13 protein-coding genes are annotated in these 13,225 nt (G+C 63.6%); 6 read left to right on the top strand and 7 right to left on the bottom strand.

Going from position 1 to position 13,225, the window contains the following annotated elements; all coding sequences use genetic code 11:
* Nucleotides 1–4: 4 nt before the first annotated feature.
* Together tsaE and D8767_RS03295 are read right to left on the bottom strand one after the other, a co-directional pair.
* Complete coding sequence (tsaE, locus tag D8767_RS03300; RefSeq protein ID WP_016712323.1) at nt 5–478, bottom strand: tRNA (adenosine(37)-N6)-threonylcarbamoyltransferase complex ATPase subunit type 1 TsaE; 474 nt, start codon at nt 476–478, stop codon at nt 5–7.
* Nucleotides 466–1,326, bottom strand: coding sequence for an NAD(P)H-hydrate dehydratase (locus D8767_RS03295; protein ID WP_029380243.1), 861 nt, complete (start codon nt 1,324–1,326; stop codon nt 466–468). The genes tsaE and D8767_RS03295 overlap by 13 nt, the downstream gene beginning before the upstream one ends.
* 65 nt (nt 1,327–1,391) lie before the next feature.
* Between D8767_RS03295 and queG the strand changes: the two genes are divergently transcribed.
* Entirely contained in the window at nt 1,392–2,456 is a 1,065-nt protein-coding gene (gene queG, locus D8767_RS03290; RefSeq protein WP_016712325.1) for a tRNA epoxyqueuosine(34) reductase QueG, read from the top strand.
* A 26-nt stretch (nt 2,457–2,482) separates the two neighbouring features.
* On the opposite strand, the gene D8767_RS03285 is transcribed toward queG, so the two are convergent.
* Nucleotides 2,483–3,094, bottom strand: a complete 612-nt coding sequence (locus D8767_RS03285) for a trimeric intracellular cation channel family protein (protein ID WP_003249516.1) — start codon at nt 3,092–3,094, stop codon at nt 2,483–2,485.
* 91 nt (nt 3,095–3,185) lie between these two features.
* On the bottom strand, nt 3,186–3,728 hold the full coding sequence (gene orn / locus D8767_RS03280; protein ID WP_016712326.1) for an oligoribonuclease: 543 nt from the start codon (nt 3,726–3,728) through the stop codon (nt 3,186–3,188).
* Between the two features lie 152 nt (nt 3,729–3,880).
* Between orn and rsgA the strand changes: the two genes are divergently transcribed.
* The gene (gene rsgA, locus D8767_RS03275) at nt 3,881–4,912 is read left to right on the top strand and encodes a small ribosomal subunit biogenesis GTPase RsgA (protein ID WP_016712327.1); all 1,032 of its coding nucleotides are present in this window, start codon (nt 3,881–3,883) and stop codon (nt 4,910–4,912) included.
* A gap of 45 nt (nt 4,913–4,957) precedes the next feature.
* On the opposite strand, the gene motB is transcribed toward rsgA, so the two are convergent.
* Nucleotides 4,958–5,989 (bottom strand): flagellar motor protein MotB, encoded by a 1,032-nt coding sequence (gene motB, locus D8767_RS03270; RefSeq protein ID WP_016712328.1) that lies wholly within the window; start codon nt 5,987–5,989, stop codon nt 4,958–4,960.
* A 3-nt stretch (nt 5,990–5,992) separates the two neighbouring features.
* Nucleotides 5,993–6,844 carry a flagellar motor stator protein MotA gene (gene motA / locus D8767_RS03265; RefSeq protein WP_016712329.1) on the bottom strand — a complete coding sequence of 284 codons (852 nt, stop codon included), beginning with the start codon at nt 6,842–6,844 and terminating at the stop codon, nt 5,993–5,995.
* Between the two features lie 130 nt (nt 6,845–6,974).
* Between motA and D8767_RS03260 the strand changes: the two genes are divergently transcribed.
* The 3 genes from D8767_RS03260 to asd are packed head-to-tail and all read left to right on the top strand — an operon-like array spanning nt 6,975 to nt 10,237.
* Nucleotides 6,975–8,510 (top strand): HDOD domain-containing protein, encoded by a 1,536-nt coding sequence (locus D8767_RS03260; RefSeq protein WP_016712330.1) that lies wholly within the window; start codon nt 6,975–6,977, stop codon nt 8,508–8,510.
* A gap of 44 nt (nt 8,511–8,554) precedes the next feature.
* A complete protein-coding gene (locus tag D8767_RS03255; protein WP_016712331.1) occupies nt 8,555–9,364 on the top strand; it encodes a rhodanese-like domain-containing protein in 810 nt (269 codons plus the stop codon).
* Between the two features lie 9 nt (nt 9,365–9,373).
* Nucleotides 9,374–10,237 carry an archaetidylserine decarboxylase gene (asd, locus tag D8767_RS03250; RefSeq protein WP_016712332.1) on the top strand — a complete coding sequence of 288 codons (864 nt, stop codon included), beginning with the start codon at nt 9,374–9,376 and terminating at the stop codon, nt 10,235–10,237.
* Nucleotides 10,238–10,310: 73 nt separating this feature from the next.
* Here the strand turns inward: asd and serB are convergent, their stop codons facing one another.
* On the bottom strand, nt 10,311–11,525 hold the full coding sequence (gene serB / locus D8767_RS03245; RefSeq protein ID WP_016712333.1) for a phosphoserine phosphatase SerB: 1,215 nt from the start codon (nt 11,523–11,525) through the stop codon (nt 10,311–10,313).
* A gap of 134 nt (nt 11,526–11,659) precedes the next feature.
* On the opposite strand from serB, the gene D8767_RS03240 reads away from it, so the two are divergent.
* Nucleotides 11,660–13,120 (top strand): AhpA/YtjB family protein, encoded by a 1,461-nt coding sequence (locus tag D8767_RS03240; RefSeq protein ID WP_019097699.1) that lies wholly within the window; start codon nt 11,660–11,662, stop codon nt 13,118–13,120.
* The last annotated feature ends 105 nt before the right edge of the window (nt 13,121–13,225 follow it).

Genomic DNA, 13,225 nt, shown 5'->3' with positions numbered 1-13,225 from the left:
CCACTTACTGTTTATAGTGTTTGGCCAGTGCCACGCACCAGGCCTCGCCGCGAGCCCCCTGCGGCGAAAGGATCAGCGAGCGTCCGCCCGCTTGGGGGCTTATGGTAATGGTCAGGTCAGGCTTTGGCAAAACGCCCGCACCCTTTTGTGGCCACTCGAACAGGCACAGCGGGTCGCCCTCGAAATAGTCACGAATCCCCATGAACTCCAGTTCCTCCGGATCGACCAGGCGATACAGGTCGAAGTGGAATGCTCGGACCTCACCGATCTCGTAGGGTTCGACCACGGTGAAGGTCGGGCTTTTCACTGCACCCGTATGGCCCAGGCCGCGGATCAGCCCTCGGGAAAGCGTAGTCTTGCCAGCGCCCAGGTCGCCTTCAAGAAAGATCACGCCGCGACCGCCGGTCACCTCGGCCAGTGCTGCGCCAAATTTGACCGTGGCGTCTTCATCGGCCAGAAACAGGGTTATGCCAGACACGCAGAATGCTCCTCCAACAACGTTCGAATGACCGGCGCCAGATCACTGGCCGCCAGGCCTCTACCTTTTACACCCAGCCGCTCGCCCGCACAGGCGTGCAGCCACACCCCCAGCCCGGCGGCCTGCCAGGCATCCAGGCCCTGGGCCAGCAACGCCGACAGCACACCGGTCAGCACATCGCCAAAGCCGGCACCGGCCATGGCCGGATGGCCACGCTCGCACAGCATCAACTGCCCGGCAGGGTCGGCCACCAGGGTACCGGCCCCTTTCAGCACGCAGACGCTGTTATACCGTCGCGCCAGCTTGCGCGCAGCACCCGGGCGGTCGGCCTGCACCGCCTCGATGGAAATGCCCAGCAACCGCGCCGCCTCGCCCGGGTGCGGAGTGAGGATGCTGCCACTGGGCAGGGCCAGTGGGGTACGTGCCAGCAAATTCAGGGCATCGGCGTCCCACACCTGCGGCCGCTCGGCATTGGCCACCGCCGACAGCAAGCTGCGGCCCCATGCCGCCTGCCCCAACCCCGGGCCGACCACCAGCACCGAGGCTCGCTCCAGCACACCCATCAACTGATTGGCCGAACTGACGCCCAGGCACATTACCTCGGGCAAACGCGCCAGGCTGGCCGAGACATGTTCGGGCCGGGTTGCCACGCTGACCAGCCCGGCACCGCACCGCAGCGCGGCTTCGGCGCTGAGCAGCACGGCGCCGCCGGTGCCAAGGTCACCGCCGACCACCAGGACATGGCCAAAGTCGCCTTTATGGGCATGCGCATGCCGGGCCGGCAGGTGCGCGACGGTCACGCTGCTGAGCAGTTGAGGGGCATGGCTGGGGTGTTTGGTCTGCGGCATGGGGTCAAAGGCTCCAATGTCTGGCAGAATTATACGCACCTGAACCCGTATTGCCTTGCCCATCCATGTCCGTCTGTACGCCTGACCTCGCCCAACTGGCCCAATCGATCAAGATTTGGGGCCAAGAACTCGGTTTTGCCCACGTTGGCATCGCCGGGGTCGACCTTGGCGAACACGAACATCACCTGCAACGCTGGCTCGATGCTGGCTACCAGGGCGAGATGGAGTATCTGGGCGCACATGGCAGCAAGCGCTCGCACCCCGATCAGCTGATCCCCGGTACTGTGCGCGTGGTGTCGCTACGCATGGACTACCTGTCCGGCGACACACAGATGGCACAGCGCCTGGCACAGCCTGAAAAAGCCTACATCTCGCGCTATGCGCTGGGCCGGGACTATCACAAACTGGTGCGCAAGCGCGTGCAGTTCCTGGCCGACCGCATCCAGGAGGCCATCGGCCCGTTCGGTTACCGCGCTTTCGTCGACAGCGCCCCGGTGCTGGAAAAGGCCCTGGCCGAACAGGCCGGCCTGGGCTGGATCGGCAAGAATACCCTGCTGCTCAACCGCAAGGCAGGCAGCTACTTCTTCCTCGCCGAGCTGTTTGTCGACCTGCCAATACCGGTGGACGAAGCCACCACCAGCGAACACTGCGGCCGCTGCCAGGCCTGCCTGGACATCTGCCCGACCCAGGCCTTCGTCGGGCCCTATGTGCTGGATGCGCGGCGCTGCATTTCATACCTGACCATCGAACTGAGGGGCGCGATCCCTGTCGAGCTGCGCGCGAAGATGGGCAACCGGGTGTTCGGTTGCGACGATTGCCAGATCGTCTGCCCATGGAACCGCTTTGCCAAACACAGCCAGGAGCAGGACTTCCAGCCACGGCATGGGCTGGAAAATGCCGAGCTGGCGGAAATGTTCCTGTGGGATGAGCGCACCTTCCTGCGCAAGACCGAGGGCGGGCCGTTGCGGCGGGCGGGGTATGAGCGGTTCTTGCGCAACCTGGCGGTGGGGTTGGGCAATGCGCCATCCACCATTCCAGTGATCGAGGCGCTGAAAGCACGGCGTGACGATGAATCGGAGCTGGTGCGCGAGCATGTGGAGTGGGCGCTGGCCCGGCACGGTATTCAATAGCTGGGGCCGCTGTGCGGCCCACGAATTCACTGCTGGTCGTTATAGTGAAACTTGGGCATTTCCCAGTGGAAACGAATCGCCAGCAAGCGCACCAGGAACCCGCCAAACAACGTCAGCAGCATCGCCTGCTCTGCCGGCACCTTGAAATACACACACCCCAGGTAGAACCAGGCCGCCGCGAACGACACGCTGGCATAGAGCTCGCGCCGGAACACCAGCGGAATGTCGTTACAGAAGATATCCCGCAAGATGCCGCCAAACACCCCGGTGATCACCCCGCTTATCGACGCCACCAGCATGCCCTGCCCCATCTCCAGCGCGGTCATGCAGCCAATCAGGGTAAAGGCCACCAGCCCCAGTGCATCGAGCACCAGAAACAGCGAGCGCAGGCGGCGCATCATCGGCGCAATGAAGATGGTCAGCAGCGCCGCGAAGCTGGTCAGCACCAGGTATTCCGGGTGCTTCACCCAGGTCAGCGGGTAATGCCCGAGCAGCACGTCGCGCACCGAGCCGCCACCCAGGGCGGTGACGCAGGCGATCAGCACCACGCCGAACCAGTCCATGCCGCGGCGCCCGGCAGACAGCGCGCCAGTCATGGCTTCGGCAGTGATGGCGATGAGGTAGAGCATCAACAACATGGTGCGTGTCCGTGCGAGAAAGGCGCGCAGTCTAACCAGTTGCTCGAAGCACCAAAAGGGGGCGCAGATACAATATCTGCGCCGTTTCAGCTCACACCTTGATGAAGTGTTCGCGGTAGTGGCGCAGCTCGGCGATCGATTCGCGAATGTCGTCGAGCGCGAGGTGGGTGTTGCCCTTCTTGAAGCTGTCACGCACATTCGGCGCCCAGCGCGCGGCCAGCTCCTTCAGGGTGGAGACATCCAGGTTGCGGTAGTGGAAGTAGTTTTCCAGGTTGCGCATGTGGCGATAGAGGAAGCGGCGGTCCTGGCAGATGCTGTTGCCGCAGATGGGCGACTTGCCCTTGGGCACCCACTGTTCGAGGAAAGCGATGGTCTGCGCCTCGGCTTCAGCCATGCTGACCTTGCTCTCGCGCACGCGCTGGGTCAGGCCCGAAGCACCGTGGGTGCGGGTGTTCCATTCGTCCATGCGCGCCAGCACTTCGTCACTGTGATGGATAGCGATCACCGGCCCTTCGGCCAGGGTGTTCAGCTCACTGTCGGTGACGATGGTCGCCATCTCGATGATGACGTCGCTGTCCGGATCCAGGCCGGTCATTTCCAGGTCGATCCAGATCAGGTTCTGTGGGTTTTGCATGTAGGGGCTCCTCGTATAGGCCGTCATAGTAGCCTAGTGGCCAAGGCACGCCCATTCACTGCACAAAGGTAAGCGGAAAAGTCCAACGCCTGGCGTGCTAAACTGCCTGCCGTTTTCAATGCCCCTCGCCGGGCCTCTCTCACGGTACTTTCATGGCCAAACGCCAGCTCAATCGCCGCCAGAACTGGCGGATCGAAAAAATCCAGGGCGAGCGCGCCGCTCGCGCCGCCAAACGCGAGCAGCACGTGCTGCAGGAACTGGAAGGCGGCGATCTGGGGCCTGAGCAACTGGGCCTGGTGATCGCGCACTTCGGTGTGCAGGTAGAGGTGGAAGCCCAGGACGGCGAATCCGCAGGCCAGGTGTTCCGCTGCCACCTGCGCGCCAACCTGCCAGCACTGGTCACCGGTGACCGCGTGGTATGGCGTGCGGGCAACCAGGGCATTGGCGTGATCGTGGCGCAGATGCCGCGCAGCACCGAGCTGTGCCGGCCGAACAATCACGGGCAGCTGAAGCCTGTGGCAGCCAACGTCGACCTGATCGTGATCGTGTTTGCCCCGGCCCCGGAGCCCCACCCGAACCTGATTGACCGCTACCTGGTCGCTGCCGAGCACGCGGGGCTGCGCCCGCTACTGCTGCTGAACAAGGCCGACCTGATCAACGACGAGAACGGCCCTGGCCTGCATGCGTTGCTGGAGGTTTACCGCGAACTGGGCTACCCACTGCTGGAGGTATCGGCACACCACGGTGATGGCATGCAGCGCCTGCAACAGCAGCTCGACGGCCACATCAGCGTATTCGTCGGCCAGTCGGGCGTGGGCAAGTCGTCGCTGGTCAACAGCCTGCTCCCAGACGCCGACACCCGTGTCGGCGACCTGTCGGAATGGTCTGGCCAGGGCACCCACACCACTACCACGGCACGGCTGTACCACTTCCCTAACGGCGGCGACCTGATCGACTCGCCGGGCATCCGCGAATTCGGCCTTGGCCATGTCAGCCGCGACGATGTGGAAGATGGCTTCATCGAGTTCCGCGACCTGTTCGGCACCTGCCGCTTCCGCGACTGCAAACATGACCGCGAACCGGGCTGTGCGCTGCTCAAGGCACTGGACGAAGGGCGCATCAAGCCGCAGCGCATGAACAGCTACCGCTCGATCATCGCCAGCCTGTCACAAGACAGCCATTGAGTTGCAGGCGCGGCCTTGCGCCGCGCCTGCAAGGGCCGAGCAGGCTTACTGCTCTTTGGCCTCATCCATCTTCAGCGTGCCATCTTCAAAGATGTTCAGCTTTTGGCGCAGCTCACGCGGCTGCATTGGCGCTTGTTCAGTTGCCCCTGGTGCAGCCGGCGCCGCAGCCCCTGGCGCAGCACCGCTGGCCGGTGGCGCAGGCTCGGCAGCCGGCGCTTCCGGCGCACCCTGCTCACCCTCGATATTGCGCTGTGCCTTCTTGGTCAGCACGATGATGTCGATGCGGCGGTTGACCGGGTTGAACGGGTCCTTGCGGTCGAACAGCGACGACGAAGCGTAGCCCACCACCCGCGCCACCTGCCCGTCCGGGTAACCACCGGCCACCAGCGCACGGCGTGCGGCATTGGCACGGTTGGCCGACAGCTCCCAGTTGCCGAATTCGCCAGTGCCGGCATACGGCTTGGCATCGGTGTGGCCGCTGATGCTGATCTTGTTCGGCACCGTCTTGATGGTGTCGGCCATGGCCAGCAGGATATCTTCGAAGTACGGCTGCAGGCGCGCGCTGCCGATGTCGAACATCGGCCGGTTCTCGGCATCCATGATCTGGATGCGCAGGCCATCCTGGGTGATCTCAAACAGGATCTGGTCCTTGAACTTCTGCAGTTGCGGGTTCTCTTCCACCTTGTTCTGCAGCTCTTGCAGCAGCAACTCCAGACGCTCACGCTCGACCTGCTCGGCCATGGTCTCGACCTGGTCTTTGTTCAGCTGGGTCGTGGTTTCGGGCATCGGCTCGGATTTGGCTTCCGGATTGATGGTTTTTTCCGGTGCCAGCTCAGGCGAACCACCCAGGTCGATGACATAAGGCGTGCCGCTTTCCGAAAAGCCGATCGGGTCCTTGAAGTAGCCGGCGATGGCGATCTTCTGCTCCGGCGTGGCCGTGGACATCAACCACAGCACAAGGAAGAACGCCATCATTGCCGTAGCAAAGTCGGCAAAAGCGATTTTCCAGGCACCACCGTGGTGGCCGCCGCCAAAGCGCTTGACGCGCTTGACGATGATGGGCTGATTGTTCTCCATGACTCAGCGACCGCGAACCGCTTGTTCCAGCTCGGAGAAGCTTGGGCGGTGCTTGGGGTACAGCACCTTGCGCCCGAACTCGACCGCCAGCGAAGGTGGCATGCCCGAGGCCGAGGCAACCAGCGAAGCCTTGATCGATTCGTAAAGGTTCAGCTCTTCCTTGGCATCGTGCTCCAGGCACTTGGCCAACGGGCCAAAGAAGCCGTACGCCGCCAGAATACCGAAGAAGGTACCGACCAGTGCCGCACCTACGTGCATGCCGATAGCCGCCTGGTCACCCTCGCCCAGCGAGGCCATGGTCACCACGATCCCTAGCACTGCAGCGACGATACCGAAGCCAGGCATGCCGTCGGCGATACCGGTCACCGCATGGGACGGGTGCTCCAGCTCTTCCTTCATGCTCAGCAGCTCCATGTCGAACAGGCCTTCGAGCTCGTGCGGGGCCATGTTGCCGGTGGACATGATGCGCAGGTAGTCGCAGACGAACGCGGTCATGCGCTCGTCGGCCAGCACCGTCGGGTACTTGGCGAAGATCGGGCTGGCTGCTGCGTCCTCGATGTCGGCCTCGATGGCCATCATGCCTTCGCGACGGCTCTTGTTGAGGATCTCGTACACCAGGCCCAGCACCTCCAGGTAGTAGGCGTGGGTGAAGCGCGAGCCGAACATCTTCATCGACTTCTTGATGACGTGCATGGTCATGTGGCCAGGGTTGGCCTGCAGGAATGCACCAAAGGCCGCACCGCCAATGATCAGTACTTCGAACGGCTGGATCAGCGCCGCGATCTTGCCGTGGGAGAGCACGTACCCGCCGAGCACGCTCGCGAATACGACGATGATGCCGATAATTTTAGCCATAGGTTCAAAGCACTTGCTGTCGTGGTCAGGGGAAGAGACGGGAGCTTTAAAACTCTTCTTCTACTTATCGGCAGAACTGCGCCAGACTATAGCCACTCAATGCGAAAAGCCAGTTCGGACTGATGTCAAAATGCCAATTGAAACCAAGGTGCCCGCTCAGGCCCCACGTACGCTAGAGGCCTGGGTAAAGCTGCTAGAGAGTGTTCGCATCCCCGTGCCGAAGCACAGCTACGACCGGGTCATGGCTGCCATCCACGATAGCCGCCGCTCGCTGCGCGATATCGCCGAACTGATGCAGGATAGCCCGGCACTGGTGCTGTCGGTGATGCGCGAAGCCAATCACCCCACCAATGCCAGCCAGGCAGAGCCTGCCGAAAGCCTGGAAGTCGCCCTTAATCGCCTGGGCCTGGAGCGCAGTGAGCAACTGCTCAAGCGCCTGCCCTCGGTGCCCGTCGAAGAAATCCCACCCGTACTCAGCCAGTTCCAGCTGATCAGCCAGCACGCCTCGCAACAGGCCAGCGGCCTGTTCGCCAGCCGCCTGGCACGGCTGTGGCAGGAGATTCACTGGGGCAGCCTGCTGTTCCTGTCGCCACTCTGGCCGCTGGCGTTGGCCTACCCCAAACTGCTCGACACCTGGGAGCTACGGGTTATCCACAAGGGCGAAGACGCCGCCCATGTCGAGGAAGAACTGTTTGGCGTGCGGATCCTGGCGCTGTGCCAGACCATGGCCGAGTACTGGCGCCTGCCGCAGTGGGTAACCCAGGGTTACCGCCTGCTGCTGGAAGAGCGCGAGCAACTGGCTCAGGTGCTGAGTATCGCCCGCGACGAAGACCTGCTCAGCCAGCAACACCGCCTGGACGCCGAGCCCGGCCTGCGCCGCTGGTTCAACCAACCGGCCAACACCGTGCTGCTGGCCAACAACCTGGCCCTGGCAGCACAAGTTGGCTGGGACAACCCGCACCTGCTGCGCTGGCAGCTGCTGACTGCGCTGTACCTGCAAACCTCGCTGGAAGATGTGCAGCAGCAAGTGCACCAACAGGCCGCCGCCAGTGCCCGCCGCCACGCCCGGCACGCGTTGTTCCACCCGGCAGAGGCGTTGATCTGGCCCTGGCACCAGCGCCGCCCGCACCCGGACATGCTCGCCCCGCCGCCGCCCAGCAGCGACGACCTGGCACGCTGGCGCAAGCTGTGCCAGCACCTGCTGGCCCAGCCTAGCCCGTTCACCAACACCGTACACTTGGCCACCCAGGCCCTCGAAGCCCTGCAGGCCTGCGGCATGCAACGCATCCTGCTGCTGAGCCTGGACAAAGCCAGCGACTACCTGCGCGTGCAGCAACTTGCCGGCCTGCCCAAGGAGGCTGGCGCCATGGCCCTCCAAGTGTCGCAGAACAAACTGCTGCAAAAGCTGCTGGCCCAGGCAGGGCAATTGCGCATCACCCCGGAAAACCACACCCAGTTCTCGGCACTGTTACCCGCGCCCCTGCGTGCACTGTTCCGCAGCGAGCATGTGCTGCTACGCTCGCTGGCGGTGAACGACCAGGTGCTGATGCTGATGGTGGCCGACCAAGGCTGCCGGCCTTTGGCCGACATCAGCGTGCAGGCCTTCGGCAAGACCGCGCAATGTACCGAGCGGGCGCTGTCGGTGTTTGCCAACCGCAAGGGCTGAGCCTTGCGCTACAATCGCCCCTCTTTCCACACTGGAGACCGTGGATGACTGACTTTTCCGGCTTGCCCCTGGTGATCGAAGCCGCGGACCTGCTGCCACGCCTGGATTCGCCCCAGCTGATCCTGGTCGACCTGAGCAGCGCCAACCGCTATGTCAGCGGGCATATCCCCGGCGCACGCTTTGTCGAAGGCAAGCGTACCCAGCTTGGCCAGCCTCCTGCGCCCGGCCTGCTGCCTGCGCTGGGTGACCTGGAAAAACTGTTCAGCGAACTCGGCCACCGCAACGACGCCGTGTATGTGGTGTATGACGATGAAGGCGGCGGCTGGGCCGGGCGTTTCATCTGGCTGCTCGACGTGATCGGCCATAAGCATTACCACTACCTCAATGGCGGCATCCAGGCCTGGCCAGCAGACAAGCTGACCACCGAAGTGCCCGCCAACGGCAACACTCCGGTGCACCTGCGTATCGACAACGCGCCCACCGCCACCCGCGAGTACCTGCAAAGCCGCCTGGGCGCCGATGACCTGGTCATCTGGGACGCGCGCGGCCCGCAGGAATTCAACGGCGAGAAAGTGCTGGCAGCCAAGGGTGGCCATATCCCCGGTGCGATCAACTTCGAGTGGACCGCCGGCATGGATCTCAACGACCACCTGCGCATTCGCAAGGACATCAAAGAAGTCCTCGAGCACCTGGGCATCACCCCTGACAAGGAAGTGATCACCCACTGCCAGACCCATCGCCGCTCCGGTTTCACTTATCTGGTGGCCAAGGCCCTCGGCTACCCACGCGTCAAGGCCTATGCCGGCTCGTGGAGCGAATGGGGCAACCACCCGGACACGCCTGTAGACGTTTAAGGAACCTGCATGAAATCCCGTCTGTTCATCATCAGCCAGTACCTGCTGCCGCACCACCTGCTGTCGCGGTTGGCCGGCTGCGTTGCCGAGTGCCGCGCGCGCTGGTTCAAGAACGCCTTCACCGCCTGGTTCGCCAAGCGCTACCAGGTCAACATGTCCGAAGCCCTGGTCGAGGACTTGAGCGCCTACGAGCACTTCAATGCGTTCTTCACCCGCGCCCTGAAACCGGGTGCGCGCCCGCTGGACGAAACACCAGGTGCCATCCTGTGCCCGGCCGACGGTGCTGTCAGCCAGCTCGGCCCGATCGAGCATGGCCGCATCTTCCAGGCCAAGGGCCACGGTTTCAGCGCGCAAGAGCTGCTGGGCGGTGATCCGGCCATGGCCGCGCCGTTCATGGGCGGCGAGTTCGCCACCATCTACCTGTCGCCCAAGGATTACCACCGCGTGCACATGCCGCTGGCCGGCACCCTGCGCGAAATGGTCTACGTGCCGGGCCGTCTGTTCTCGGTCAACCAGACCACCGCAGAGAACGTTCCCGAGCTGTTCGCCCGCAACGAGCGCGTGGTCTGCCTGTTCGACACCGAACGCGGGCCGATGGCCGTGGTGTTGGTGGGTGCAATGATCGTGGCCTCGATCGAGACCGTGTGGGCCGGGCTGGTAACGCCACCCAAGCGTGAACTGAAGACTTTCCGTTACGACGAAGCCAGTCGTGCGCCGATCCACCTGGAGAAAGGTGCCGAGCTGGGCCGCTTCAAGCTGGGCTCGACCGCCATCGTGCTGTTCGGACCAGAGCAGGTGAAATGGGCTGAAAACCTGGGCGCTGGTTCCGCAGTGCGCATGGGGCAACTGTTGGCAGAGCCTGCACAGGCTTGACTCAAGCCGCATGAAAAAGGCCCTGCATGAGCAGGGCCTTTTTATTGGGGCTTTGCAGCCCCAGACTCCCAGGTCAACCGCGGGCGTCGCGGTCGCGCAGGCCCAGCAGGTACAGCACACCATCCAGCCCCAAGGTGGAGATGGCCTGCTTGGCCGACTGGCGCACCAGGGGCTTGGCGCGGAACGCCACGCCCAACCCGGCCAACGACAGCATTGGCAGGTCGTTGGCACCGTCACCCACGGCAATGGTCTGCTCCAGCTGCAAACCTTCTTCACTGGCCAGCTTCTGCAACAGCTCGGCCTTACGCTGGGCATCGACGATCGGCTCGACCGCCACGCCGGTCACCTTGCCGTCGACCACTTCCAGTTCGTTCGCGAATACGTAGTCGATACCCAGACGCGCCTGCACCTGGCGGGCAAAGTAGGTAAAGCCACCCGACAGGATCGCAGTCTTGTAACCCAGGCGCTTGAGTTCTGCGAACAGGTTTTCGGCGCCCTCGGTCAGGCGCAGCGAAGCCCCGATTTCGTCCAGCACGCCCACATCCAGGCCCTTGAGCAGCGCCATGCGCTCCTTGAAACTGGCGCGGAAGTCCAGCTCGCCGCGCATGGCACGCTCGGTGATGGCCGCCACCTGCTCACCCACGCCGGCCGCCTTGGCCAACTCATCGATGACTTCGGCCTCGATCAGCGTGGAGTCCATGTCGAACACCGCCAGACGGCGGTTGCGACGGAACAGGTCGTCCTTCTGGAAGGCGATGTCGACGCTCAGCGCTTCAGCCAGGGCGAAGAAGTCAGCCCGCAGGGCCTGGGCGTCACTCGGCACGCCACGCACGGAAATCTCGATGGCCGCCTTGCCCTTTTCGGTTTCGGCGTCCAGCGCTACCCGGGCCGACAGGCGTTCGATGCGCTCGATGGTCAGGCCGTACTCGCTGATCACCGCACTCACACGCTGCAATTGCTCTGGGGTGATCTTGCGGCTGAGCAGGGTCACGATGTGGCGCGCTTCACCCTGGCCGTCGGCCCAGTGCTGGTAGTCTGCCTCGGAAATCGGCGTGTAGCGGGCCTGCAAATTCAGCTCGTGAGCCTTGGCCTGCACGCTTTGCAGCAGCGCGGTAGCCACTTCGTTGTCCGGGATATCGACCAGAATGCCGAACGACAAGGTGCCGTGCATGACCGCCAGGCCGATGTCGAGGATGCTCACACCGCCCTGCAGCAGGACGCCGGTGATAGCCGCAGTGAGACCGGGACGGTCCTCACCGGTGATGTTGATCAGGACGATTTCGCGCACAACCTGGCTCCGACTTCGATGAAAAATGCGCATTCTACCGATTTTCCGTGACCATCGGGCGCCAACGATACTTTGCCGACAAAACCCGGGTCGCTATACTCCCCCCACTTTCATGCCATTAAGAGCCGAGCTCAGTGAACCGGCCCACGCCCGTCAAACCAGACAACTTCTTCCTGATGATCTATCGTGCCCTGAGTCAACGTCGCGTGCCGCTGGCACTGCGCATCGCCTGCACCAACATCTTCCTGGTGGCGCTGGCGCTGGTGATCTACGCCTGCGTCATGGGCCTGCAGTTCAAGCAGGCCATGCATGAGCAGGCCGATGCCTTGGGCCAGAGCCTGACCACCCAGACGGCCACGTCGGCAACCGAGCTGCTGGTGTCAAACGACATCCTCAGCCTCAACGTGCTGCTGGGTAATCTGGTGAAAAACCCGCTGGTGGCCCATGCGGCGATCTACAGTGTGGACAACCGTATCCTCGCCGAAGCCGGCCAGCGCCCGCGCAACAGCCTGCTGGGTGAGGCCGAGGGCTTGTACCAGACCAAGATCACCTTCCAGGACGTCACTGCCGGGCAACTGCGCATAAGCCTGGACATGAGCCAGTTCCAGCAGCCGATGCTGATCAGCCTGCAGAGCATGGGCATCCTGGCCGCTATCCTGCTGGTGCTCGCCTTGACCCTGAGCCTGCGCCAGGGCCGTTTCATTACCCTGCCGCTGCTGCAGTTGCGGGTATGGCTGCGCGACCCGCAACCCTACACCCCGGCCACCGACCGTCAGGACGAGATCGGCGATATCGCCCGCCAGCTGCATGCGCGCCTGGCCCCGCCGCCACCGCCAGAGCCCGAGCTGGAGGAAGAGGACGACGCGCAATACGACGACCTGCACGAGGCTTCACCGCCCCCCAAGGCCGCACCACGCGCCAAGGTTGCCGCGGTGGAAGACGAGGATGACGACGATGCCTTCGCCGGCCTGCTGGACGACGACAGTGCGCCCAAGGCCGCTGCAGTGGTTGAGTCTGACGAACCGCAGTACAGCGCCGTCCTTGCCGTGCAACTGGGCTCGCAGGAGCAGTTGCGCCGCTTGCCACGCACACGCCTCACCGAGCTGACCGAACGCTACCGCGATTGCCTGGAGCACGCGGCTTCGCTCTACGACGGTGAAACCCACACGCTGAACGATGGCAGCACCCTGGTGCTGTTCCACAGCCGCGAGTGCGGCGAAGACTACCTGACCAATGCCATCTGCTGCGGCGAGCTGTTGCGCGCCCTGGGCCACGCCCTGCAGATTGAAGTGGCCGACAGCGGCATCACACTGCAGCTACAGCTGGGCCTGGCTCTGGGCAACGACCTGCAAGGGCTGGAGATGGTGGACCTGCTCATGGCCGAAAAGGCCCAGGATGCCCTGGCGCTGTCGCAGCACAGCCGCAACCTGTTGCTGGTGGAGCGGCAAATCAGCGATGACGCGCTGATTCGCCAGCGTGCGCGTATTCGCCCGATTGCCAGCCCTGAGGGTGCCTGCTGCGTGGAGCGCTTGATGGAGCCTTACCCGTCGATGCTGGAGCGGCAGTTGGCGCGGATGCACGAACGCAGGGCCTGATACCGAGGTGGCCTCTTCGCGGGTAAACCCGCGAAGAGGTCAGCACTGATAGCGAAAAACAGCAGATATGAAAAAGCCCGCAAATATGCGGGCTTTTTTGTAGCT

It is taken from the genome of Pseudomonas sp. LTGT-11-2Z, assembly GCF_003691445.1.
GTDB classification, from domain to species: Bacteria; Pseudomonadota; Gammaproteobacteria; order Pseudomonadales; family Pseudomonadaceae; genus Aquipseudomonas; species Aquipseudomonas monteilii.
Note: the sequence above shows the minus strand (reverse complement) of the source record. Positions and strands in the feature narration are given on the sequence as shown.

Coding starts and splice junctions, on each gene's coding strand:
- asd (WP_016712332.1), top strand. CDS start 9,374: ATGAAATCCCGTCTGTTCATCATCAGCCAGTACCTGCTGCCGCACCAC.
- D8767_RS03255 (WP_016712331.1), top strand. CDS start 8,555: ATGACTGACTTTTCCGGCTTGCCCCTGGTGATCGAAGCCGCGGACCTG.
- D8767_RS03295 (WP_029380243.1), bottom strand. CDS start 1,326: ATGCCGCAGACCAAACACCCCAGCCATGCCCCTCAACTGCTCAGCAGC.
- motA (WP_016712329.1), bottom strand. CDS start 6,844: ATGGCTAAAATTATCGGCATCATCGTCGTATTCGCGAGCGTGCTCGGC.
- motB (WP_016712328.1), bottom strand. CDS start 5,989: ATGGAGAACAATCAGCCCATCATCGTCAAGCGCGTCAAGCGCTTTGGC.
- rsgA (WP_016712327.1), top strand. CDS start 3,881: ATGGCCAAACGCCAGCTCAATCGCCGCCAGAACTGGCGGATCGAAAAA.
- queG (WP_016712325.1), top strand. CDS start 1,392: ATGTCCGTCTGTACGCCTGACCTCGCCCAACTGGCCCAATCGATCAAG.
- orn (WP_016712326.1), bottom strand. CDS start 3,728: ATGCAAAACCCACAGAACCTGATCTGGATCGACCTGGAAATGACCGGC.
- D8767_RS03260 (WP_016712330.1), top strand. CDS start 6,975: ATGCCAATTGAAACCAAGGTGCCCGCTCAGGCCCCACGTACGCTAGAG.
- D8767_RS03285 (WP_003249516.1), bottom strand. CDS start 3,094: ATGTTGTTGATGCTCTACCTCATCGCCATCACTGCCGAAGCCATGACT.